Below are 20,017 nucleotides of genomic sequence, written 5' to 3' on the forward strand. Positions count from 1 at the left end.
ATGGCACAAACAGAAGAGACGATACTCACGACGGAGGTACAGTCGACGGATACCGGACGGACATCACGGCCCGACGAGGCGATCCTCGAGGCCCGGAACCTGAACGTCCACTACGGGGACGAGCAAGCGCTCTCAGACGTCACCGTCGAGATCCCGAAAAACAAGGTGACGGCGATCATCGGCCCCTCGGGCTGTGGAAAATCGACGTTCCTGCGCTCGATCAACCGGATGAACGACCAGATCGACGTCTGTCGGGTCGACGGCGAACTCAGCTTCGACGGCAAGAACGTCTACGACGAGGACGTCGACCCCGTCGCGCTGCGTCGAAAGATCGGACAGGTGTTTCAGAAGCCGAATCCCTTCCCGAAGTCGATCCGGGACAACGTCGCCTACGGACTTCGAATTCAGGGAAAAGACGACGATGTCGATTCCCAGGTCGAGTCGGCGCTACGAGGGGCGGCGCTCTGGGACGAAGTAAACGACCAACTCGACAGTTCAGGGCTCGATCTCTCGGGTGGCCAACAACAGCGCCTGTGCATCGCACGGGCGATCGCCCCCGATCCGGAGGTGCTCTTGATGGACGAGCCGACGTCGGCGCTCGATCCCGTCGCGGCCTCGAAGATCGAAGACCTGATCGACGAACTCGTCGAGGACTACACCGTCGTCATCGTGACTCACAACATGCAACAGGCGGCCCGTATCTCGGATAAGACCGCCGTCTTCCTCACCGGCGGCGAGCTCGTCGAGTTCGACGACACCAGCACGATCTTCGAGGACCCTGATGACCAGCGCGTCGAAGACTACATCACCGGCAAGTTCGGGTAATCACGACTATGCCACGAGACTCATACCAGACGCAACTTGAAACGCTTCGCGAAGACGTGCTCGCGATGAGCGACCTCGTCTGCGAGCGCCTCCGACTGGCGCTGCAAGCGCTTGAATCGAAAGACGAGACCCTCGCCGAGGAGGTGATCACCGGCGACCACGAGGTAAACCAGCTGTATCTTGATCTGGAAGGAGACTGTATCGACCTGTTCGCCCTCCAGCAGCCGGTTGCAGGCGACTTGCGCTTTATCGCTGCTTCGTTTAAGATCATCACCGATCTCGAACGCGTTGGCGATCTGGCAACTAATCTCGCCGGGTATGCCATCGGGGCCGACCAGGATCGCTACCCAGAGGTCGATCTCGAGCGAATCGGTTCCCAGACCGTCGAGATGGTCGAGGACGCGATGGCTGCCTACGCGGCGGACGACGCCGAGGCGACCTACGAGATCGATGAGCGAGACGACGAGATCGATACCCGTTGTGAGGAGGCAAGCCAGATCGTGATGCGGAGCCTGCTCGAACGCGACGAGCCCGACGACGAGGACGTGCTCGAGGACGTATCCCGAATGCTGTTGACGATTCGGGACCTAGAGCGTATCGCGGACCACGCCGTGAACGTCGCCGCACGAACCCTGTACATGGTCGAAAACGACGACGAGCTGATCTACTGACCGGAGATGTGCAGCCAGCACGCGAAGGAGGCGATCGAACGGAAGGTGCAACTGACCGGCTCCTCGACGTACTCCATCTCGCTTCCGAAGACGTGGGCGGTCGATCGGGGAATCGAATCGGGGGCCTCGATGTACCTCTACCCCCACCACGATCGGCTGATCGTTGCCAGCCGTTCGCTCGATCGGACGGACCGCGAGACCACTATCGAGGCGAACGCCATCGAACCGGCGGCGGTCCGGCGTCGCATCGACGCCGCCTACCGCGCCGGCTGCGATGAGATCACCGTCGCGAACGACGCCGGCATCGACGCCGAGACTCGACTGGCGGTCACCGAGGCAGCCGGTCGCTTCCTCGGTCTCGAGGTCGTCCGCGAGAGTGAGACATCGATCACGGCGCGGAACTTGCTCGACGCCGACGAGGTGTCGTTCGAGCAGACGCTCACGCAGATTCGTGGCCTCGCGCTCGCAATGCACGAGGACGCCGTCGATGCCCTCGAACGCGGGGATGAGAAGCTGGCGGCCCGCGTGGTCGAGCGTGACGACGACGTCGACCGCTTCTTCGCGATCGTTGCCCGGTCGTTCCACCGGGGGCTGGGCGACGTGACGGAGCTCGACCGGCTCGACGTCGACCGCGCGACGGCGTGGTACGCGTACCGGACCGCACGCCAGTTAGAGCGACTCGGCGACCTCGCGACGCGAATCGCGAGCGTCGCCCGGCAATCGCCGGACATCTCCGGAGACCGACCAGATCCCCGGCTGGCGACTGTGGCAGGGGACGCCAGGGCGGTCGTCGAACTCGCACTCGACGGGAAGCTGCAGGCCGCGACCGACGCCCACACAGAGGTACGATCGTCGATCGATTCGCTCGAACGCGCGTTCGCCGGCGGCGACGGTAGCTACCGCGACGGCGTGGTGCTCGAGTGTGTTCGCCGAACGGCGGCGCTGGGTGGAAACGTCGCGACCGCAACCGCGGAGCGACGGGCGGTTCCGAACGGAGCGATTCGAGGTCACTCAACGTCCGAACAAACCGAAATACCCCCAACCTACACAGAGACAGATGACACCAATACCAGTCAGACCGCGGAGGAGCACGGACGAGACAAACGTGGCGACGGAGCGGGACGCAACGGCTGGAACGCCGGCTCCGGGTGGTCGGCGTGAGTGACGCCGTTCGCCTCGGATTCGTCTGCGTCCAGAACGCCGGCCGGAGCCAGATGGCGACCGCGTTCGCCGAGCGCGAGCGCGAGCGGCGGGAGTGGACCGACCGGGTCGAGATCGAAACCGGTGGTACGCACCCGGCCGACCAGGTCCACCCAGTCGTTGTCGAGACGATGGCCGAGGAGGGTATCGACCTCTCAGATCGGACGCCACAGGCAGTCAGCGACGACGAACTCGCCGCCTGTGACGTCGTCGCGACGATGGGCTGTTCGACGCTCGAACTCGACGCCGATTCGGGGATCGACGTCCGCGACTGGGCGCTTGAGGACCCCCACGGTGAGGACGCAGAGACGGTTCGGGAGATCCGAGAAACGGTTCGCGGGCACGTTCAGACGCTGTTCGACGAACTCGAGGATCGAGCCACGAGCGCGTAACCACAGACGAGCGAATCGGGCGCAGTTCGGTCGGAGATATCGACGGAAGGGAAGGGCTTTCGACCCTCTGGCACCATCTGTGGGTATGAGCGACCTTCGATCGCCGGCCGAGACGGCCGTGAGACAGTGTCTGAAACTTCAACCCGAAGAATCCTGTGCGATCGTCACTGACGACAAGCGCCAGCCGATCGGTGAGGTGCTGTACGACGTCGCCAGCGAGATCACCGACGACGCGGTGATCGTTCGGTACCCGCCGGGCGAGACCCACGGCGGCGAGCCCCCGTCCCCCGTCGCCGCAGCGATGGCCGGCGCCGACGTCGTCCTCGCACCGACATCGAAGAGTCTCACGCACACTCGAGCGAGAACCGATGCAACCAACGCAGGTGCCCGCGTCGCCACCCTTCCAGGGATCACCGAAGAGGTGTTCGTCGCCGGCTTAGACGCCAACTACGAGTCGATCGCCGCCCACTGCGAGGAGATGCTCGCACAGGTCGGCGACGCCGACGAAATTCGGGTGACAACTGACGCCGGCACCGACGTCACCTTCGAGATCGGCGACCGTGAGTTCCTCTCCGATACCGGCATCGTCCACGAGCCCGGCGCGATGTCGAACCTGCCCGCTGGCGAGGTGTTCGTCAGCCCCGAAAGTGCAACGGGGACGGTCGTCGTCGACGGGACGATGCGACCCCACGGCCTGCTCGAGGACGGCCAGCCGATCACCTTCGAGTTCGAGGACGGAGAGGTCACGTCGATCTCCGACGACGAGATTCGGGAGACGGTCGAGGGCGCAGCCGAGGAAGTCGGCGACGCCGCGTACAACGTCGCCGAGTTGGGCATCGGGACGAACGTCGCCGTCACGGAACTCGTCGGCTCGGTGCTGTTAGACGAGAAGGCCGCCGGCACGATCCACGTCGCGATCGGTGACGACGCCGGTATCGGCGGCACCACGGACGCGCCAATCCACCTGGACGGGATCGTTCGGGAGCCGACGGTTGAGGCGGACGGGGAGGTCGTAGACCTCCCAAAAGTCGAGCGGCCGTAGCCAGGCCCAGACCGGCGTCCAAACTGTAAACAGTTATCCGACTGCGGGCGCAAGCGACCCACAAGATGGCCACGGACGTCAAACCCACCCGAAAGAACCTGATGGCGATCGAGGATCGCATCGAGCTTTCGGAGCGGGGACACGGGACGTTAGAGAAGAAACGCGACGGCCTCATCATGGAGTTCATGGACATTCTGGACAAGGCCCAGGACGTCCGCGGAGAGCTCGCCGACGACTACGAGTCGGCCCAAAAGAAGATCAACATGGCCCGGGCGATGGAAGGCGACGTCGCGGTCCGAGGCGCCGCTGCGGCGCTTCAAGAACACCCCGAGATCACCACCGAGTCGAAGAATATCATGGGTGTCGTCGTCCCGCAGATCGAGTCCTCGCGCGTCTCGAAGAGCTTAGATCAGCGCGGCTACGGGATCATGGGCTCTTCGGCCCGAATCGACGAGGCCGCAGAAGCCTACGAAGACCTCTTGGAGAGCATCATCCTCGCCGCGGAAGTCGAGACGGCGATGAAGAAGATGCTCCGCGAGATCGAGACGACCAAACGGCGCGTCAACGCGCTCGAGTTCAAGCTCCTCCCCGATCTCTACGAGAACAAAGAGTACATCGAGCAGAAATTAGAAGAGCAAGAGCGCGAGGAGATCTTCCGGCTGAAGAAGATCAAAGAGAAGAAAGAACAAGAGGAGAAAGCGCAGAAGGAAGCAGCAGCCGGCGAGGAGATGGAGCAGGCCACGGCAGGTGGCCTTCCGGGCGGCGACTGATCCGAGACACCCGATGGCCTGTTCTCGTTGCGAGCGTCCGACGGTGGCGTTCGCCGTTCCCGAAAAGTACCGCGAGTACGCACCCGAAACGACAGCGATTGCAACGATCTGCTCGCAGTGTCTTGCTGTCTCGGCCGGTGGCGAGAACCGCGACGTCTCCGGCGATGTGGCTGCTTTCGATCCGATCAGTGACGCGTATCCGACCGATCCCGATGCGGGGGTCGTCCTCTCCTTGCTACTTGACCAGTGTGACTCGCTTGCGACCAACCGGGCGGCCATCGAGACGCTACTGCTCGATCTCGAGCGACGAGGGGTCGACCCGCTGTTGACGATCGACCGGCTGCTGGCAGACTCCGACGTCGAGCCGGCGATCGATCTGGACCGGCGTCGTCACCAGCTCGAGCAGCTGCTGTACTAGCAGTGGAAGCCGTCTAACCGAAGGCAAAGAGACGGCGAACCCCCGATCGGACGCTGGCTGCCAGTCGCAACAACTGAGAACTGCACTCGAAGCGAAGGGGTTGCACGTGGCCCGAGAGTCGGCGTTCGAACCGGTTCGTCCGGTTAGTCGTCCTCGGCGCGGACGTAGGTTACCGGACAGGGCGCCGTGAGCAGAATTTCCTGTGAGGTGCTTCCGAACACTGCCTTACCGGTCGGCGATCGCTTGCGGCCGCTGATGATGAGGTTCTCGGCAGCGACATCCTCGGCCATCTTGACGATCTCATTCGATCGGTCACCGACCGCAGCGCGAATCTCGACCTTGAAACCGGCATCCTCGAGGCGGTCGACCATCGATGCGATCGTCTCTTTCTCGCGGGCGAGCGTTTGTGGGGAGAGATCGCGCTCTTCGATGTCGGTGCCGACCCGTTCGATCGCTTCGTGGTACTCCTCGGATTCGGCCTCGAACTCGCTCTCAGAGAGGACGTGGGCCAACACGACCGACGCGTCCGTGGCACCGGCAACCGAGATCGCGTGTGAAACCATCGCATCCGCTCGATCGGCGTCCTTTGGGCCGATCGCGACCATTATCGTATCCATCGTTGGCCACACGTTGGAAGTCAATCTTCTTAAGCGTGCGGTGTATCGGTCGCGAAACTGCCCACGGAACCGACTCAGTAGGTGTCGACGTCGGTGCCGACCGAGCAGACGTATTCGCCCGTCGCGACCTGTGGAAGCCGGCGGGTGCGCCAGAAGATTCCGTCGCTATCGGCGGTCACGGTCGCCTTCGGCTCGCCGAAGACCGTCGTCACCTCGAACAGCGTCTCACCAGCTTCGACCCGGTCGCCCAGCTCCGGACCGAACGAGACCAGTCCGCCAGCCGGGGCGCCGTACTGCTCGAAGCCGGCCGCGCGGGTCTGGGCCGTTACCTCCGACTGGTCGGACAAGAAGTCGTAGTGCCGGAGGACGTTGAACACGCCGTCGACGCCGGTCTGGATGCTCGATTCGTCCCAGCCGACACAGCCGCCGAGTTCGGGGTCGACCGTCGGAATACCGTCGTCCGGTGCGGCGCGAGCCAGTTGGCCGTCGGGCCCCTTCTGATCCAGAATATAGCCACAGCCAAACGCCTTCGCGAGTTCGAGACACGCCTCGTGCATCCGGTGGCGTCGACCACAGCGTACCCGGACCTCGTCGATCATCCGGCTAGTCGATCCCTGGTGGAGATCGAGGATGAGGTCGGCCCGACTCGCCGCCTCGAACGTGGCGTGAGCGATGCGCTCGCTCGACGTCCCCGACTCGTTGCCTGGATAGGCGCGATTCATCTTGGTGTCGTCTAACGGGTTACGGTGCTCGGCGACCTGGAACGCCGGATAGTTGACGATGCCGACGATCAGCAACGTCCCCGAGAGGACTGCCGGATCGATTCGGGGGAGCACCCGGCTCAGGACGCCGACCCCGTTTAGCTCGTCGCCGTCGCTTACCGCCTGCAGATAGAGCGTCTTCCCGGATTTGGCGCCGTTGACCACGGCGACCGGGAGCCCGAACGGGCTCCCATCTCGGGTTTCTCCCACCTCGAGTCGGCCCGTATCGATCTCACCGGGGTCCGCGCTCGCCGTACCGAGCGTGGTCGTCATGTCATCGAGGATGGTCGCACTCGCCTTTACTGGTTCGGTCTCCGTCGCTTACCGACGATTCCAGGCGTTACAGGCGCGATCCGGACCGAGAGGGATCAGTGAAAACCGTGGGGCCCACACGAGCGGTTTGAACACTCTGGAATCTGCCGGCTCGTGGCGAAGATTGACGACCCAGTCAGCGGTAGGTTCGGTCGCCGAACACGTCCTCTTCGGCCGGCTCGTCGCTCCGGGAGAGGCGCGGAGTAAATCCGCCGGTGAGGATCACCGCGACGACGATCAGCGCCGAGGAGAGGACGACGAAGTCCGCGCTGGGCTCGTATCCCGCAAGGCTCGAGCCGGTCGAGACGACGAAGATCGTCACGAAGAAGACGACGGTCGCGAGCAACACCATGACGGCGATCCCAACGGCCAGCAGCGCCAGCGACGAGACGGGTTTTAGAAGCGACATACGCGGCGTTCGAAGGGCGCCCACGTAGGGATTTCGACTCTTCGAGTCGGCGGGACGGTCCCCCGGAGCCCGGTGGGTGCAGGATCGACCGGTTTTGCTGCCGTCGCAAGCACGGCGACTATCCGCACCAGCACACAATCGCCGTCGATGACTGACTCGACGAGATCGGTGAGCCGCAGGCGGACGATCACGGGTACCGCACTCGTCGCCACCGGCTCGATCGCGGCGCTGGCTGGCTGCGGCGACGAGGGACCCGGCGAGGAGGGCGAGGACGACGGCATCGATCACCCGGACGAGGCCGACAACGAGACGAACGGTGGCGGCGGTGGTCCCATCGACGAAGAGGACTCCACCGGCGGCCACCCCGACCCGACGAGGACGGGGATGATGAGGAAGCCGACGCGTGAGTGGCGGGGCGACACTGTAGCAGATCGGTGCCGAACCGACCTCGACCGACAAGGGGCGACATTTAGGGCCCCGAATCGCGTACACCCGGTATGGTAACGACACTCTCTGCGGATCGGCTCGCGGCGCTGCAAGACGATCCGGAGGTAACGTACGCCCTCGTTGATACGCGGCCCGAAGAGAGCTACGAGTCCTGGCACGTCGACGACGCATTGCACTTCCCGTTCGGTCCCGAGGAGGAGTTAGACGGCCGGCTCGAAGAGCTCGAGTCGGTCGTCGGTGACGCAGAGCGCGTGATCACCATCTGTGCGAAGGGGATCTCCTCGGCGAATCTGGCGACGCAACTCGAGTCGGCGACCGACGCCTACGAGGTCGAGGCCGTCGAGGGCGGCATGCAAGGCTGGAGCGGCGTCTACGATCACGTCGAAATCGACGCCGGCGAGGACGTCTCGGTCGTACAGGTCCAACGCCGGGCGAAGGGGTGTCTGGGCTACGTCGTCGGCTGCCCCGAGACAGGTGAGGCGGTCGTCGTCGATCCCACTGCCGATACCGACGAGTTCGTCATCGCAGCCGAGGAGTCCGGTCTCGAAATCGTCGGCGTGATCGACACGCACGTCCACGCCGACCACGTCTCTGGCGGCCGGAAACTTGCGGACGCCCACGACGTCCCCTACTACCTGAGCGCGCGGGTCGACGAGCGCGACGTCGCGGTCGAGTACGACCCTCTCGAGCGAAACGAAGTGCTCGAGGTCGGAAACGTGGCGATGAAGGCCGTCTACACGCCCGGCCACACCAGCGAGATGCTCTCGATCCTCGTCGACGACGCGGCGCTGTTAACCGCCGACACGCTCCACGTCGACTCGACGGGCCGGACGGAACTCGAGTTCAGCGAAGACGAAGGTGAGGAGGGAGCACGAATGCTCTACGAGTCGCTCCACCGGACGGTGCTCGCCGAGCCCGAGGATATCGTCGTACTGCCCGGCCACGTCACCGTCACCGCGGATGGGAAGTTCGGCCACGGTGCGCCCGGCGAGGCGATCCAGACGACGATCGGGGAGGCCCGAACCGGGATCGACGTCCTCGCGATGGACGAGGAGGCGTTCGTCGACCGGCTTGCAGACGCCGGAGAGAAGCCGGCGAACTACGAGGAGATCATCGACCGCAATCGCGGAGCACTCGAGGTCCCGCCCGAGGAGCGGATCGAACTCGAGATGGGGCCGAACAACTGCTCGGCGTAGGCAACGCGGGATGCCACAGATCGCCAGCGAAGCGGTAGCCGCCGACGCCTACCGCGAGTAGGTGTCGAGGCGCACAATTGACTCGCCATTCTCGTCGAGTTCGAAGAAATCCGCGAATTCGAATAGCTCCCGGTCACCGTCGAGGACGCGCCCGTGGGCTGCGACGCAGCCGCGGTCGGGATCGACGACGTGTCCGGCCAGCTCGTGGGTCGTGTCCGGATTCGGTCGCTCCTCGCGCATGAACCGGACGAAGGCGTCCCGGCCCTCGAACGTTCGGTCCGGTCGCTGCTGGACGAATGCTGGGTCGAGAACGGCACGGAGGGTGTCGTACTCGTGTTCGTCCAGCGCGTCGTAGTACCGCCGCACGACCGTTTCGGCGTTCATGCCGGCGAGTTCGTCCCGGGGCGCAAAAAGGCTCGGCGTCGAGCCGAGAACGCTCTCGGCGGCCCGAGCGTCTTTTCCCGGGCGCGAGATCCACGACCATGACTCACGGGACGACCGTGATCACCAACCTCTCCGCGATCACCCTCGCCGAGCGCGGTCGGCCTCGTTTTGAGGGGGAAGCCAGAGTTATATACGATAATATTAAAAAAAGGACATGAACAGACGCGACGTGTTACGTGGCGCTGGCGTCGCGATGACAGCGAGCCTCGCAGGATGCCTTGAAACGGTCGACGAACTCAGTACCCGGTTCGGAGGTGGCTGTCCATCACGAGATATCGAGGAGCTGTCGTACGAGAGTCAGCGTTCCAGCAGGGACATCATCGGATTCGAGCAGGGGATTCGGCTGGCTACGGCCGCCGATCACGCCGAGAAGTTCGATCGGGAGTTCCGGTTCATCCGCGAGACGGATTTCGAAACGTCGGTGATCGTCGGTGTCCAGGCGATCTCGTCGGTTTCCTCGGACGCGTTCGAAATCAGCGCCGTCGGTTTAGAAGACGAGTCGACGATACACGTGTTCACGTGCATACCGGATTCGTCGCGTTCCGACGTGGCGTATACGCACGCGCGGCTGCTGAGAATACCCCGCGAGGAGGTCGGTTCGACGGTGCAACGAGCGTTTCTCACGCACTGGAACGACGGTACCGAGAGTACGCACGAGGACGAAGTGTGATCGCACTGAATCGTGGGCCATACGGAACCGCGGGCCAGTGCATAACTGTCCCAGTGCGTAACGACCCGAACCGACCGGCTTTTGCCATGCTCGCGCCTACGCCCAAGTAGTGGAGGTCCACGTCTACTACGAGGGCGACGACGACCCGAAGAAGTGCACTGCTCGGCGCCTCGAGAAGTTCGATCGGGCGATCCTCCATCGCTCGATGTCCGCGGTGCCCTACGGTGTCGTACTCAACCCCCACGCCGAGCAGGCGCTCTCGCCGGCCGACGCCGAGGAGGCCCTCGGGACGCTCGTCGCACTCGACTGCTCCTGGGAGTCCGCAGAAGCGGCCGCCTTTTCGATGCCCGGCGTCCACCGCGCCCTCCCCTTTCTCGTCGCCGCAAACCCGGTCAACTTCGGCCGCCCGTTCGAGCTGACGACCGCCGAGGCGCTCGCGGCCGCGCTCTGTATCTTCGGCGAGAACGAGGCGGCCGCCGACCTGCTGGAGCCCCTTCGCTGGGGCGAGACGTTTCTGGAACTCAACGAGGAGCCGCTGCGCCGGTACGCCGACTGCGCGGACTCCACCGAGGTCGTCGCCGTGCAATCCGAGTATCTAGCCGACGAGGAGTGAGGCCGATACCGGATGGCTACCGCGCCGCCAAACTGCGGACCACAGCGGTTAAATGCGCCAGCGCGTAACGAACCCGTATGGCCAGTTTCGACGCCGCGGAAAAACGAACGCTCGAGAAGATGATCTGCATGCGCTGTAACGCCCGCAACTCCAAGGAGGCAAAGCGCTGTCGCAAGTGCGGTTACAAGAAGCTCCGACCGAAAGCGAAAGAAGCCCGCGCGGCCTGATCGTCGGTTCTCGCACTATTTCCTGTTTGCCTGCCAGCTACAGCTCTGTTTCTCGACAGCCGGAGCCGTCACTCGTCGGGATACTTCGGCTCGCGTCTCTCGGCCCGCTCTAAGGCCCGCTCGACGACGGTCCGGACATCGCCGTGGAAGACGCCGCCGTGGCCCGCGTACATCTGCTCGACGGTGTCGGGCATGCGGTCGAGCAGTTCTTCGATACTCTCGATCAGCCGTTCGCGGGACTGTCCGGGTCTATCGGTCCGGCCAAAGCTGCCGTCGTCGAAGGCGCCGTCGTCGTGGACGACCACGTCGCCCGAAAAGAGTGCGGTGTCAGAAACCATCGAGACGTGATCGTCGGCGTGGCCCGGCGTGTAGACGACGTCGAAGTCCTCGTCGCCGATCCGGATCGTGTCGCCGTCCGCGAGTTCGTGCGTTCGGGCCGAGTGGTCGTCGAAGGCGTAGACGTCGGGGTCGAAGGCGTCGACGACTGCCTCGAGGCTGGCGACGTGGTCGCCGTGTTGGTGGGTCAGGACGACCGCATCGAGGCCGTCTGCGTGCTCGCGAATCTCGTCGACGGCCCCGTCCCACGCGCCGGCGTCGACGAGTACCGTCCGGTCGCCGACCACGAGGTAGGCGTTTGCGGTGAACGACTCGGCGTCCTCGGTGACGTTGGTGACGTCCATGCGTGCTCGGAGCGTCGGCTTGCGGAAGGATAACCCTGGCGCGAGCACGATGGTGGTCGCGATCGGCCGGCACGAACCGGGAATTAAAAACGCAAACTGGGACAACCCCGGAACTTTTTGCCGTGGCTCGCATACGTGTGTCTGTATGGGATTCGGAAGCTACGACGAATCCGAGCAGCAGGACGTCGACGCCGATTTTGACGAGGACGACGCGGTTGAGTCCGAAGAACACAGCCACCAGGGAAGCATCGAGTTCGAAAACGGGGCCACAAACGACGAGCTACTCGATCGTCTCGAGGAGATCAAAGAGGAGTGATGAAATCGGGGGTGCGGGCGGTCGGCGTCGCCGAATCGGCCGGCGACGATCGGCAGACTGCCACCCTCGCCGGCGCAGTCGTCCGGGCCGACGGGATCGTCGACGGCCTCAGCTATGCCGACTGCACGGTCGGCGGCACCGACGCGACTGCGGCCGTCGGCTCCCTACTCGCCGATCTCGACCGGCCGGACGCGCGGTACGTGCTTCTGGGGGCGGTCGCACCGGCGTGGTACAACGTCCTCGACCTCGAACGGCTGGCCGAAGCGAGCGACGGGCCGGTGATTGCTGTCACCTTCGAAGAGAGCGACGGGTTAGCGCCCGCGCTCCGAGCTGAATTTTCGGGAGTGGAGCTCGAAAGGCGGCTGACACGCTACCGCGCTCTGCCGCCGCGAGAGCCGGTCGCTGTTGGATCAGAGACAATGTACGTCCGCGCGGTGGGCTGTGAACGCCAAGAAGCCGAGCGCGTCGTCCAGGCGTTTACCGATTCGGGCGGGCGGCCGGAGCCGATTCGCGTCGCCCGGCTGGCCGCGCGGGCGGCCCGGCGCTACCGAGAGAAGTCGAGCCAGCCGTGAACGCCGAGTCAACCCCGTCGCAGCACGCCAAATTGAACCGGGTGGGCCGACCCGGCGTTCGCGAGCCGAAACACGTAGTACCGGGCCGTTCGACCGACCGCTATGGACGAGCAGATGGAGGGCGTCGAGGTGACCGCCTGCGAGCGGTGCCCGGCGCTCGTCGAGTCGCGCAGCCGGATCGTCAACGGAACGGGTCCCGAAGACGCCGACGTGGTCTTCGTCGGCGAGGGACCCGGCGCGACCGAAGACGAGCGCGGCGAACCGTTCGTCGGGCGTAGCGGCACGGTGCTAGACGATGGGCTTCGACGGGTCGGGCTCGCACGGTCCGACATCCGGATCACGAACTGCGTGCGCTGTCGACCGCCCGACAATCGGGATCCGACCCGTGAGGAACTGGGGAACTGCCGGGGCTACTTAGAGACCGAACTCGACCGCCTCGATCCGGACGTGATCGTCACGCTGGGAAAGGTCCCCAGCGAGCACTTGCTGGAGCGCTCGGTCGCGGTGACGTCGGAGGCAGGCACCGTCGAGGAGGTGCGAATCGCCGAGACGCCCCGGCGGGTCGTGATCTCGGTCCACCCCGCGGCGACGCTGTACGATCGGAGCCAGGAGGAGACGTTCGCCGAGGCGCTCGCGACGGCAGCCGATCTCGCGGACGTAGCGGGAAGCGAGAGCGGCCAGTCGCGACTGGACGGCTTTTGAGTGGCTACAGCCGCCGTCGGACGCGCGAGCCGAGCAGGTACGCCACACCCCCGATGACGAGCGCCCCGATCAGGGCCGACGGAACCCCATTCGTGATCCCCTCGACGAGCTCGCCGGGCGGGTCGCGCTTGTAACCGAGGAGCCGCGGCGGGGTGTAGCGCGTCTCCTCTGACCACCTGATGTAGCCGATCAGCGGCGGAACGACGAACCGCCAGAGGATCGCGAGGAAGACCGGCGACAGCCCCGCGATCACGCCGGCTCGCGCCCAGCCGGCGTAAAGGGTGACGACCACGGCGACGGCGACGAGCAGTGTTAGCGAGAGCACCGCATCGTACTCGAGCAAAAACGCCACCGACGCGAGGGTCGGGATCAGAGCTGCAAGCGCCAGCACGCGAGTGCGCGCCGGCCGAGTGCCGAGAATCGAGGATCGGAGGGTCATAGAATCAAAACAGTTCTACAGGTTGATAATATCTCGCACGGTTCGCAGCGACGGAAAGTCACGGCGAACAACCCGCCGACTCGATGCCTCGCGCGCGTTGCGCGAAGGGCAACGCACTTGCCCGCGCGCCACCGACGGGCAGACATGAACACGACACTCTCGCCGCCCGAAAACGCACTCGCCGAGGTGGTCGTCGTCGACTACGGCCTCGGGAACCTCCGCAGCGTCACCCGCGGATTGGAACGCGCAGGCGCAGCCGTCGAGATCACGGACGACCCCGCTGCGTTCGAAGCTGCTGACGGCGTCGTCCTCCCCGGTGTCGGCGCCTTCCGCGAGGGAGTCGAGAACGCCGATCCAATCCGCGACGATCTGTTGGCGGTCGCCGAGCGCGGCCAGCCCCTGTTCGGGATCTGTCTGGGAATGCAGATGCTGCTGACTGCGAGCGAAGAGGGAGAGACCGACGGCGACGCCGCCGTATCGGGGCTGGATCTCGTCCCGGGAACGAACGTCCGATTCGACGACGGCCAGAAGGTGCCCCACATGGGCTGGAACGAACTGGTGATCGAGCGCGAGCACCCACTCGTTGAAGGGGTAGACGGAGAGTACGCCTACTTCGTCCACTCGTACTATGCGGTCCCCGACGACGAGGCCGCGATCGTCGCCAGCACGGACTACGAGCGGACGTTCCCCTCGATCGTCGCCAACGAGGCCGGCAACGTCTTCGGGACGCAGTTCCACCCCGAAAAGAGCGGTGAGACGGGGCTGCAGATTCTGCGAAACTTCGTCGAGATCTGCGCGGCAGAGTGATCTGTCGCGACGACAGCGGGACGTAACCAGCGTTACAGAGTGCGTGTGAGGGTTGTAGGTGTACATTTCTCAGTCAGTACAGGTCCCAAAACGACCAGCGCGGCTTTTCTAGAGATGTACCAGAACACCCAACCGACTTCTGTTGCTAGCACTCTCTATGGAGGGAGCAGACAACGCACTCGTGGTCGATCTACAAACGACCGATTTGAAGCCGAGTGTTGCAATCGTCGACGCTATTGCAACACTCGAAGGGGTTGAGTTGGAAACTCTCTCGGAGACTCACGATATCAGAGTCTATGACTGGGTCGATCCTGATGCCCTCGACACCCTGCTGGCCAGCGGTGACGGTGTTTCTGTGCAGTTCCCCATTGGGGAGTATCGAGTGGACAGTACGGACGCCGAGTTACGTATTCAACGCAGATGACCCAAGAGCAGGATGCGTTCCGGTAGTCGACCAATTCAGTTACCACGAACATCCGCCGTACTCGTCGTTTCGACGGTGTGAAACTCCGTTGATCCGCAGTCACACCCGTCTCGCTTCCCAATTGGCTGTATTGTACCGTCGGGCCATTCCAGCGCAGCGTAGGCTGATCCACAATTGAGACACGTGATGACCGTTCGATCGCTGTCTCCCTCGGGCATCAGTTACCCATTGTTCGACGGATACCACTGTCAGCGCTACTGTTGGGAGTACAACAGCTTTTTAAGCGAGTTATCGATTCGAATCCGACGTTTCGGGAAGGGTGCGCCCGAGGATGTGTTTCGTCCCACGGCGGAGTCGAGACGCGATGGCCTGCTGGGAAATACCGAGTTCGTCGCCGAGTTCTTCCATCGTCACCTCACGCGGGGACTCGAAGTACCCACGCTGATAGGCCAGTACCAGCGCTTCTTGCTGTGTGTCAGTGAGTGCTGCCTCAGTTTCAGTCTCGACCGGCGTCAGTGCGTGCAGTTCGGTCAGCGTGACTGGAATGTCCAACTCTTGACACCGAGAGTGAAAGGTTGCGACATCACTTCGGGAATCTCCGCGGATGTCGAACGTCCACCGACGGCTTGTGCCGATAGCTTTGATAAGCGGGATGTCGGTCTCGGTCAACACACTCAACACGTCGTCGTATTCGAGTGACCACTCGACACGTAGCAGAGACTCATCATCGACGGAATCGACGAGCTGGATTCGATTGACGCCCGGATGATCAGAAAACGCGTCCTCGATGTTCGCAACGTCCGTCCCCCGAACCCAGAAGTAGGGGATTACCACGTCACGCGACGGGATCAGTCGCTCTAGTTCGACCGTCACGTCCGGCAATTGAGCGAACACGGTACCAAGGGGGAACTGATCGGATGGAACGGTAAACGTAGCCTCAGTAGCCATTGCTGAAATGATGTCTCGCTGGCTGTAAAAACCTCCGCGGAGCACGCACCGCGTGCTGTGCGATTATTAGAACGATGGCCGGTCGATACACAACTGTAGTGAACACGGATTCTACGGGAGTAATTGTCAGAGAGGGCACCAGTCAACAGAGCCACGCACCCGCATACGACGAGCTACCGTGGGAGGGCAACGCGAGGCGCCGGCGGACCGGTGGCGCTTTATCGCCGGGCGATCGCTGCGGTAGTATGGGTTTTGGAAGCTACGACGAGTCCGAACAGCGCCAACCTGACGCCGGAACCGAAGACGACGAGGACGCGGCCGTCAACGTCCACCAGAACGACCACGACGGCGAAATGAGCGTCGAGACGGGAGGGTCGACCGACGCCCTCCTCGGACAGCTTCAGGAGATCAAGGAGAAGAAGGCCGCCAAAGACGAGTAAGACGCCCGGAACCGGGGGTGTCTATGAAGTCGCTCGTCGATTCCGTTGAGATCCACCAGCCACCGGCGATCGACCGCCGCGAAGTGATGACCACTGGGTAGCACGGGTTCGGAGGAGGGAAGCGTAGTCAACCGACCGCTAAAGCAGTTCTCGAACCTCGGAGTACCACATGTCGTGGTAATCGACGTGACCGATTCGTCGCGCGATGGCGACCGCGAGAATGTGCCAGCAGAGATCCGTGGGGTCGTCCGCATCGAGATTGTACTCGTAGTCCTTACAGGTACAGCCGCCGTCTTCGACGATGTACTCATCCTCGTAGCCGACGACGATGGTAAAGTCCTGGTAGGCCTTGACTCGCCCTTCGCCGACGGCCTCGATCGCGCGGGCGCCGCGATCGTCGTGAATCCGGGTGATCCGGTCGACGATCTCCGGCGTGAGGCGACCCGTCTCCTCGAGGCGAGCTTGCCACCGCTCGACGGGATTCGACGCGGACACGTTCAGGTCTGGGTACCGAACCGTCAAATCCGTTTGGTTGTTGGACGAAAGCGAGAGGCTCAGCCGTCCTCCTCGCGCTCTCCGTCACCAGTTGCTCCAGGGAGTTCGATCGTGATCTCCGTCGCGTTATCCTCCGCGTCATCTTCGTCGTTGGCCTCGTCGAGTGACACCTCGCGCTCGACGACGTCGAACTCGTCGGCTAAGCTTTCGACGGTCACGGTGTACGCGCCGGGATCTGCGAGCGTCCGAGCGACGAGGCGTCCGCCGTCGATTTCGTGTTGGAAGTTACTGGTGAAACTCTGCTCGTCGTGCGATATCGTGACCGAAACGCCCTCAGAGACCGGTTCGCCATCGTCGTTTTCCAAAGAGACGACCAGGTGGACTGGCGTTCCGCCGGTGTCGAGGTTCTCGTCGTCACCGTTGTTATTGAGGCACCCCGCGAGGGCGGCGGAAACGGTTGCGAGAGCCGCGGCGCCAAACTGGCGCCGGGTAACCGCAGACGTGTGCATAGTACACCTATCAAACCAGTGTGATTTGACTCTTTTGACACTGATCGGAACGCGAAAACCGGGTCGCTTTTCGCGGTACCGCGACCATCTGACTGTATGCGCGTGACGGAGGGTGGCGTCGAGATCGCGGTACCCGGCGAGCAGACGGAGGGGTTCGAGGAGTCGGTGTTCTACAACCCGCGCCAGGAGTTAAACCGTGATCTGACGATCGCGGTCCTGCGGGCCTACCGCGAGCGTGAGCCGCGAGCCGAGCGCTACCTGGACGGAATGGCGGCAAGCGGCGTTCGGGGCGTCCGCGCCGCTGCCGACGGCTGGGACGTGACCTGCTGTGATATCGACGAAGGGGCCGTCTCCCTGGCCCGGGAGAACTTCGAGCGGAACGATCTGGAGGGTGAGGTTGTGCGACGCAACGTCAACGCACTCTTGCACGACTCGATGTTCGACGTCGTCGATCTCGACCCGTTCGGAACGCCGATGCCCTTTGCCGACGCCGCGTTCGCGAACTGTCACAACCTCGTCTGCGTAACCGCGACCGACACCGCGCCGCTGTGTGGCGCCCACTTCGCCAGCGGCGTCCGCTCGTACGGATCGGTCCCCCGGAACACGGAGTACCACCCGGAGATGGGCGTCCGAACGCTGCTCTCGGCGCTCGCCCGGAGTGCGGCCCGCTTCGACGTCGGGATCACCCCGCTCGTGACCCACGCGACGAGTCATTACGTGCGGACGTATCTCGAACTCGACCGTCGCGCAACCGCCGCCGACGCCACACTCTCGGAGCTGGGCACGCTCAGTCACTGCGAAGACTGTCTCTACCGCGAGACTCAGTCGGGGTTGATCGCGAACACGCTGGAAGCGTGTCCGAACTGTGGAGGCGACCGAATTCTTGCAGCCGGCCCGCTCTGGCTCGGTGCCACCGTCGACCTGGAATTCACAGCGACCGTCCGGGAGGCGATCCCGGACGAGTTCGCGACCGCCGAAACTGCCCGCGACCTCATAGAGACCCTCGCCGGCGAACTCGCCGAGCCGACCCACTACGACCAGCACAAACTCTGTAAGAACTGGGGGCTGCCGGCTAACGCGATGGACGACTTCCTCGCTGATCTCCGAAAGGCGGGCTACCGCGCGTCGCCGGCTCACTACGGCGGAACGACGTTCAAGACGGACGCCGACGTGGGCGAGATCCGGGCAGCGACGGCGTCGGAACTGACCGACTGAGCCCGTCGGTGGCCTGGCTCGAACCACCACAGCGTGCGCCATCCCACCCGCTATTTGCCTCTGGGAAGTGATACTGTGGGCGTGCTCGACCGCCATCGCGCCGAAGACGTCCTGGGACGCTCGATTTCCCTCGCACGGACCGAACAGCTGACACTGTTGGCTGCCGGTGTCGCCTTCTACGCATTCGTCTCGCTGGTCCCCCTGGCACTGCTGACCGTCGCGCTCGCAACGACCGTCGGCGGGGACGCGCTCGTGGCCCGCGTCACGACCGCCGCGAGCGACGTGCTCACGCCCTCGGCGCTCGATCTCGTCGCCGAGACGCTGGTCGACGACACGGGCAGACGGAGCGCGACGGCCGTGGGAGCGGTCGGCTTGCTGTGGGGTTCGAGTCGGGTGCTTCGCGGGCTCGACAGAGCCTTCGCGCTGGTGTACGGAACTGCCGCGGCGAAGTCGTTCGTCGACTCCCTCTGGGACGTGCTCATCGTCTCCGCCGCAATCGTAGTCGGTCTCGGCGCCGTCGCTGTGATCGAAGCCGTGTTGCTGTTCGTTCCGCCAGCGCTAACCGGACTGACCGTGGTCGGCTACGCGCTCGTCGTGCTCGGTCTGCTGGCGGCCTTTCTGCCGATGTACGTCGTCTTCCCGGACGCGAACGTCGGAGTTCGAGAGGCTCTCCCCGGGGCGATCGTGGCAACGATCGGCTGGTTCCTACTCAGTCGGACGTTCGGCCTCTACGCGGCTTTCGCGGGCGAATTCGCCGTCTACGGGGCGATCGGTGCCGTCTTTCTCGTGCTGGCCTGGCTATACGTGGCGTCGGCCGTCGTCGTCTTCGGCGCCGTGGTGAATGCGGTACTCGCGGGCCGTGACACGGATCGGCAGCTACAAAGTCCGGGAGCGCGACAGATCTCGACAGAAGCGATGTCCGACGACGCCAGCAGCGCCGACGAGGACGGGACGGGTGCGGACCCGCGAGGGGACGACCCCCGCGAAGAGCGCCGGAGCGGCGCCGATGGGTCGGATGGGCGCGGAACGTCCCGGACGCGGGACAGAGCCGACGACCCGCAGGCGCTTCGCGAGGAGATCGCGCGCCTTCGCGACCAGGTCGAGTCGTTCGAGGACGACGTCGAGCGCCGAACGGTTCGCAAGGAGTCCGTAGAGTCCGAGCTCAAACGCTACGTCCGTCGGCGCGTGCGGCGCAGCCACGCCCACGGCTGGGGGCCGTACCTGGTGTTGCTCTACGGGACGATCATGGCCGTCGCGGCGTTTCGATTCCTTGAGGGTGGCTGGGCCATCCTCGCGATGTTCGTCGTCTGGACCTCGACGCTCGGCGTCTACGTGCTGATGGTGCTGTTCGGAGCCGGACTCTCGGTACTCGGGCTCCCGGGTCGCCTCCGAGATCGAGTCGGCGAGTGGCGCTCCTAGCCCAACAGGAACAGCTACGCTGCGGAAATGACAGTCA

Annotated in this window: 29 protein-coding genes; 20 read left to right on the forward strand and 9 right to left on the reverse strand. The window is 64.2% G+C overall.

Going from position 1 to position 20,017, the window contains the following annotated elements:
- The 7 genes from pstB (at position 1) to OB905_11485 (ending at position 5,318) form a co-directional block, all read left to right on the forward strand.
- Positions 1-825, forward strand: coding sequence for a phosphate ABC transporter ATP-binding protein PstB (pstB, locus tag OB905_11455; protein ID MCU4926589.1), 825 nt, complete (start codon positions 1-3; stop codon positions 823-825).
- 8 nt (positions 826-833) lie between these two features.
- Positions 834-1,496 carry a phosphate signaling complex protein PhoU gene (gene phoU / locus OB905_11460; GenBank protein ID MCU4926590.1) on the forward strand — a complete coding sequence of 221 codons (663 nt, stop codon included), beginning with the start codon at positions 834-836 and terminating at the stop codon, positions 1,494-1,496.
- A 6-nt stretch (positions 1,497-1,502) separates the two neighbouring features.
- The gene (locus tag OB905_11465) at positions 1,503-2,657 is read left to right on the forward strand and encodes a phosphate uptake regulator PhoU (GenBank protein MCU4926591.1); all 1,155 of its coding nucleotides are present in this window, start codon (positions 1,503-1,505) and stop codon (positions 2,655-2,657) included.
- Positions 2,654-3,088, forward strand: a complete 435-nt coding sequence (locus OB905_11470) for a low molecular weight phosphatase family protein (GenBank protein MCU4926592.1) — start codon at positions 2,654-2,656, stop codon at positions 3,086-3,088. The genes OB905_11465 and OB905_11470 overlap by 4 nt, the downstream gene beginning before the upstream one ends.
- An 85-nt stretch (positions 3,089-3,173) precedes the next feature.
- Positions 3,174-4,130 carry an aminopeptidase gene (locus OB905_11475; protein ID MCU4926593.1) on the forward strand — a complete coding sequence of 319 codons (957 nt, stop codon included), beginning with the start codon at positions 3,174-3,176 and terminating at the stop codon, positions 4,128-4,130.
- A gap of 65 nt (positions 4,131-4,195) precedes the next feature.
- On the forward strand, positions 4,196-4,900 hold the full coding sequence (locus OB905_11480) for a V-type ATP synthase subunit D (GenBank protein MCU4926594.1): 705 nt from the start codon (positions 4,196-4,198) through the stop codon (positions 4,898-4,900).
- A 13-nt stretch (positions 4,901-4,913) separates the two neighbouring features.
- Positions 4,914-5,318 (forward strand): DUF6276 family protein, encoded by a 405-nt coding sequence (locus OB905_11485; GenBank protein ID MCU4926595.1) that lies wholly within the window; start codon positions 4,914-4,916, stop codon positions 5,316-5,318.
- Between the two features lie 143 nt (positions 5,319-5,461).
- On the opposite strand, the gene OB905_11490 is transcribed toward OB905_11485, so the two are convergent.
- From OB905_11490 to OB905_11500, 3 genes are all read right to left on the reverse strand, one after another.
- Complete coding sequence (locus OB905_11490; GenBank protein ID MCU4926596.1) at positions 5,462-5,935, reverse strand: universal stress protein; 474 nt, start codon at positions 5,933-5,935, stop codon at positions 5,462-5,464.
- A gap of 74 nt (positions 5,936-6,009) precedes the next feature.
- Entirely contained in the window at positions 6,010-6,969 is a 960-nt protein-coding gene (locus OB905_11495) for a succinylglutamate desuccinylase/aspartoacylase family protein (GenBank protein ID MCU4926597.1), read from the reverse strand.
- Positions 6,970-7,144: 175 nt separating this feature from the next.
- Positions 7,145-7,417 (reverse strand): hypothetical protein, encoded by a 273-nt coding sequence (locus tag OB905_11500; GenBank protein ID MCU4926598.1) that lies wholly within the window; start codon positions 7,415-7,417, stop codon positions 7,145-7,147.
- Between the two features lie 147 nt (positions 7,418-7,564).
- On the opposite strand from OB905_11500, the gene OB905_11505 reads away from it, so the two are divergent.
- Both OB905_11505 and OB905_11510 read left to right on the forward strand, forming a co-directional pair.
- A complete protein-coding gene (locus tag OB905_11505; GenBank protein MCU4926599.1) occupies positions 7,565-7,921 on the forward strand; it encodes a hypothetical protein in 357 nt (118 codons plus the stop codon).
- Positions 7,915-9,060, forward strand: coding sequence for a rhodanese-like domain-containing protein (locus tag OB905_11510; protein MCU4926600.1), 1,146 nt, complete (start codon positions 7,915-7,917; stop codon positions 9,058-9,060). Before OB905_11505 ends, OB905_11510 begins: the two co-directional genes overlap by 7 nt.
- Positions 9,061-9,108: 48 nt before the next feature.
- On the opposite strand, the gene OB905_11515 is transcribed toward OB905_11510, so the two are convergent.
- On the reverse strand, positions 9,109-9,444 hold the full coding sequence (locus OB905_11515) for a nuclear transport factor 2 family protein (protein MCU4926601.1): 336 nt from the start codon (positions 9,442-9,444) through the stop codon (positions 9,109-9,111).
- Between the two features lie 214 nt (positions 9,445-9,658).
- On the opposite strand from OB905_11515, the gene OB905_11520 reads away from it, so the two are divergent.
- The 3 genes from OB905_11520 to OB905_11530 all read left to right on the forward strand — a co-directional run bounded on the left by OB905_11520 (position 9,659) and on the right by OB905_11530 (position 11,014).
- Positions 9,659-10,174, forward strand: a complete 516-nt coding sequence (locus OB905_11520) for a hypothetical protein (protein MCU4926602.1) — start codon at positions 9,659-9,661, stop codon at positions 10,172-10,174.
- Positions 10,175-10,283: 109 nt separating this feature from the next.
- Positions 10,284-10,787: a DUF367 family protein gene (locus OB905_11525; protein ID MCU4926603.1), complete on the forward strand. Its 504-nt coding sequence runs from the start codon at positions 10,284-10,286 to the stop codon at positions 10,785-10,787.
- Between the two features lie 77 nt (positions 10,788-10,864).
- Entirely contained in the window at positions 10,865-11,014 is a 150-nt protein-coding gene (locus OB905_11530; GenBank protein MCU4926604.1) for a 50S ribosomal protein L40e, read from the forward strand.
- A 68-nt stretch (positions 11,015-11,082) separates the two neighbouring features.
- Here the strand turns inward: OB905_11530 and OB905_11535 are convergent, their stop codons facing one another.
- Positions 11,083-11,694 (reverse strand): MBL fold metallo-hydrolase, encoded by a 612-nt coding sequence (locus OB905_11535; protein MCU4926605.1) that lies wholly within the window; start codon positions 11,692-11,694, stop codon positions 11,083-11,085.
- Positions 11,695-11,839: 145 nt separating this feature from the next.
- Here OB905_11535 and OB905_11540 point away from each other — a divergent pair, with 145 nt between their 5' ends.
- The 3 genes from OB905_11540 (at position 11,840) to OB905_11550 (ending at position 13,284) form a co-directional block, all read left to right on the forward strand.
- Positions 11,840-12,010: a DUF5786 family protein gene (locus OB905_11540; GenBank protein ID MCU4926606.1), complete on the forward strand. Its 171-nt coding sequence runs from the start codon at positions 11,840-11,842 to the stop codon at positions 12,008-12,010.
- A complete protein-coding gene (locus tag OB905_11545; protein MCU4926607.1) occupies positions 12,010-12,582 on the forward strand; it encodes a DUF99 family protein in 573 nt (190 codons plus the stop codon). The genes OB905_11540 and OB905_11545 overlap by 1 nt, the downstream gene beginning before the upstream one ends.
- A 102-nt stretch (positions 12,583-12,684) precedes the next feature.
- Entirely contained in the window at positions 12,685-13,284 is a 600-nt protein-coding gene (locus OB905_11550) for a uracil-DNA glycosylase (protein MCU4926608.1), read from the forward strand.
- Between the two features lie 4 nt (positions 13,285-13,288).
- Here OB905_11550 and OB905_11555 read toward each other — a convergent pair whose 3' ends face one another.
- A complete protein-coding gene (locus OB905_11555; GenBank protein ID MCU4926609.1) occupies positions 13,289-13,723 on the reverse strand; it encodes a hypothetical protein in 435 nt (144 codons plus the stop codon).
- Positions 13,724-13,867: 144 nt separating this feature from the next.
- Between OB905_11555 and hisH the strand changes: the two genes are divergently transcribed.
- Positions 13,868-14,530 (forward strand): imidazole glycerol phosphate synthase subunit HisH, encoded by a 663-nt coding sequence (hisH, locus tag OB905_11560; GenBank protein ID MCU4926610.1) that lies wholly within the window; start codon positions 13,868-13,870, stop codon positions 14,528-14,530.
- Between the two features lie 157 nt (positions 14,531-14,687).
- Positions 14,688-14,954 (forward strand): hypothetical protein, encoded by a 267-nt coding sequence (locus tag OB905_11565; protein ID MCU4926611.1) that lies wholly within the window; start codon positions 14,688-14,690, stop codon positions 14,952-14,954.
- Positions 14,955-15,242: 288 nt separating this feature from the next.
- Here OB905_11565 and OB905_11570 read toward each other — a convergent pair whose 3' ends face one another.
- Positions 15,243-15,902, reverse strand: a complete 660-nt coding sequence (locus tag OB905_11570) for a helix-turn-helix domain-containing protein (protein ID MCU4926612.1) — start codon at positions 15,900-15,902, stop codon at positions 15,243-15,245.
- Positions 15,903-16,147: 245 nt separating this feature from the next.
- On the opposite strand from OB905_11570, the gene OB905_11575 reads away from it, so the two are divergent.
- Positions 16,148-16,342 carry a DUF5786 family protein gene (locus OB905_11575; GenBank protein MCU4926613.1) on the forward strand — a complete coding sequence of 65 codons (195 nt, stop codon included), beginning with the start codon at positions 16,148-16,150 and terminating at the stop codon, positions 16,340-16,342.
- A 138-nt stretch (positions 16,343-16,480) separates the two neighbouring features.
- Here OB905_11575 and OB905_11580 read toward each other — a convergent pair whose 3' ends face one another.
- Both OB905_11580 and OB905_11585 read right to left on the reverse strand, forming a co-directional pair.
- The gene (locus tag OB905_11580; protein ID MCU4926614.1) at positions 16,481-16,837 is read right to left on the reverse strand and encodes an SWIM zinc finger family protein; all 357 of its coding nucleotides are present in this window, start codon (positions 16,835-16,837) and stop codon (positions 16,481-16,483) included.
- A 59-nt stretch (positions 16,838-16,896) separates the two neighbouring features.
- Positions 16,897-17,346 carry an S-layer protein gene (locus tag OB905_11585; protein MCU4926615.1) on the reverse strand — a complete coding sequence of 150 codons (450 nt, stop codon included), beginning with the start codon at positions 17,344-17,346 and terminating at the stop codon, positions 16,897-16,899.
- A gap of 96 nt (positions 17,347-17,442) precedes the next feature.
- On the opposite strand from OB905_11585, the gene OB905_11590 reads away from it, so the two are divergent.
- Positions 17,443-18,561: a tRNA (guanine(26)-N(2))-dimethyltransferase gene (locus OB905_11590; protein MCU4926616.1), complete on the forward strand. Its 1,119-nt coding sequence runs from the start codon at positions 17,443-17,445 to the stop codon at positions 18,559-18,561.
- 81 nt (positions 18,562-18,642) lie between these two features.
- A complete protein-coding gene (locus OB905_11595) occupies positions 18,643-19,980 on the forward strand; it encodes a YihY family inner membrane protein (GenBank protein MCU4926617.1) in 1,338 nt (445 codons plus the stop codon).
- Positions 19,981-20,017 lie beyond the last annotated feature (37 nt).

Source organism: Halobacteria archaeon AArc-dxtr1, assembly GCA_025517425.1.
In the GTDB taxonomy this organism is placed as follows: domain Archaea; phylum Halobacteriota; class Halobacteria; order Halobacteriales; family Natrialbaceae; genus Halostagnicola.

Coding starts and splice junctions, on each gene's coding strand:
- pstB (MCU4926589.1), top strand. CDS start 1: ATGGCACAAACAGAAGAGACGATACTCACGACGGAGGTACAGTCGACG.
- phoU (MCU4926590.1), top strand. CDS start 834: ATGCCACGAGACTCATACCAGACGCAACTTGAAACGCTTCGCGAAGAC.
- OB905_11465 (MCU4926591.1), top strand. CDS start 1,503: ATGTGCAGCCAGCACGCGAAGGAGGCGATCGAACGGAAGGTGCAACTG.
- OB905_11475 (MCU4926593.1), top strand. CDS start 3,174: ATGAGCGACCTTCGATCGCCGGCCGAGACGGCCGTGAGACAGTGTCTG.
- OB905_11480 (MCU4926594.1), top strand. CDS start 4,196: ATGGCCACGGACGTCAAACCCACCCGAAAGAACCTGATGGCGATCGAG.
- OB905_11485 (MCU4926595.1), top strand. CDS start 4,914: ATGGCCTGTTCTCGTTGCGAGCGTCCGACGGTGGCGTTCGCCGTTCCC.
- OB905_11490 (MCU4926596.1), bottom strand. CDS start 5,935: ATGGATACGATAATGGTCGCGATCGGCCCAAAGGACGCCGATCGAGCG.
- OB905_11495 (MCU4926597.1), bottom strand. CDS start 6,969: ATGACGACCACGCTCGGTACGGCGAGCGCGGACCCCGGTGAGATCGAT.
- OB905_11500 (MCU4926598.1), bottom strand. CDS start 7,417: ATGTCGCTTCTAAAACCCGTCTCGTCGCTGGCGCTGCTGGCCGTTGGG.
- OB905_11505 (MCU4926599.1), top strand. CDS start 7,565: ATGACTGACTCGACGAGATCGGTGAGCCGCAGGCGGACGATCACGGGT.
- OB905_11510 (MCU4926600.1), top strand. CDS start 7,915: ATGGTAACGACACTCTCTGCGGATCGGCTCGCGGCGCTGCAAGACGAT.
- OB905_11515 (MCU4926601.1), bottom strand. CDS start 9,444: ATGAACGCCGAAACGGTCGTGCGGCGGTACTACGACGCGCTGGACGAA.
- OB905_11520 (MCU4926602.1), top strand. CDS start 9,659: ATGAACAGACGCGACGTGTTACGTGGCGCTGGCGTCGCGATGACAGCG.
- OB905_11530 (MCU4926604.1), top strand. CDS start 10,865: ATGGCCAGTTTCGACGCCGCGGAAAAACGAACGCTCGAGAAGATGATC.
- OB905_11535 (MCU4926605.1), bottom strand. CDS start 11,694: ATGGACGTCACCAACGTCACCGAGGACGCCGAGTCGTTCACCGCAAAC.
- OB905_11540 (MCU4926606.1), top strand. CDS start 11,840: ATGGGATTCGGAAGCTACGACGAATCCGAGCAGCAGGACGTCGACGCC.
- OB905_11545 (MCU4926607.1), top strand. CDS start 12,010: ATGAAATCGGGGGTGCGGGCGGTCGGCGTCGCCGAATCGGCCGGCGAC.
- OB905_11550 (MCU4926608.1), top strand. CDS start 12,685: ATGGACGAGCAGATGGAGGGCGTCGAGGTGACCGCCTGCGAGCGGTGC.
- OB905_11555 (MCU4926609.1), bottom strand. CDS start 13,723: ATGACCCTCCGATCCTCGATTCTCGGCACTCGGCCGGCGCGCACTCGC.
- hisH (MCU4926610.1), top strand. CDS start 13,868: ATGAACACGACACTCTCGCCGCCCGAAAACGCACTCGCCGAGGTGGTC.
- OB905_11565 (MCU4926611.1), top strand. CDS start 14,688: ATGGAGGGAGCAGACAACGCACTCGTGGTCGATCTACAAACGACCGAT.
- OB905_11570 (MCU4926612.1), bottom strand. CDS start 15,902: ATGGCTACTGAGGCTACGTTTACCGTTCCATCCGATCAGTTCCCCCTT.
- OB905_11575 (MCU4926613.1), top strand. CDS start 16,148: ATGGGTTTTGGAAGCTACGACGAGTCCGAACAGCGCCAACCTGACGCC.
- OB905_11585 (MCU4926615.1), bottom strand. CDS start 17,346: ATGCACACGTCTGCGGTTACCCGGCGCCAGTTTGGCGCCGCGGCTCTC.
- OB905_11590 (MCU4926616.1), top strand. CDS start 17,443: ATGCGCGTGACGGAGGGTGGCGTCGAGATCGCGGTACCCGGCGAGCAG.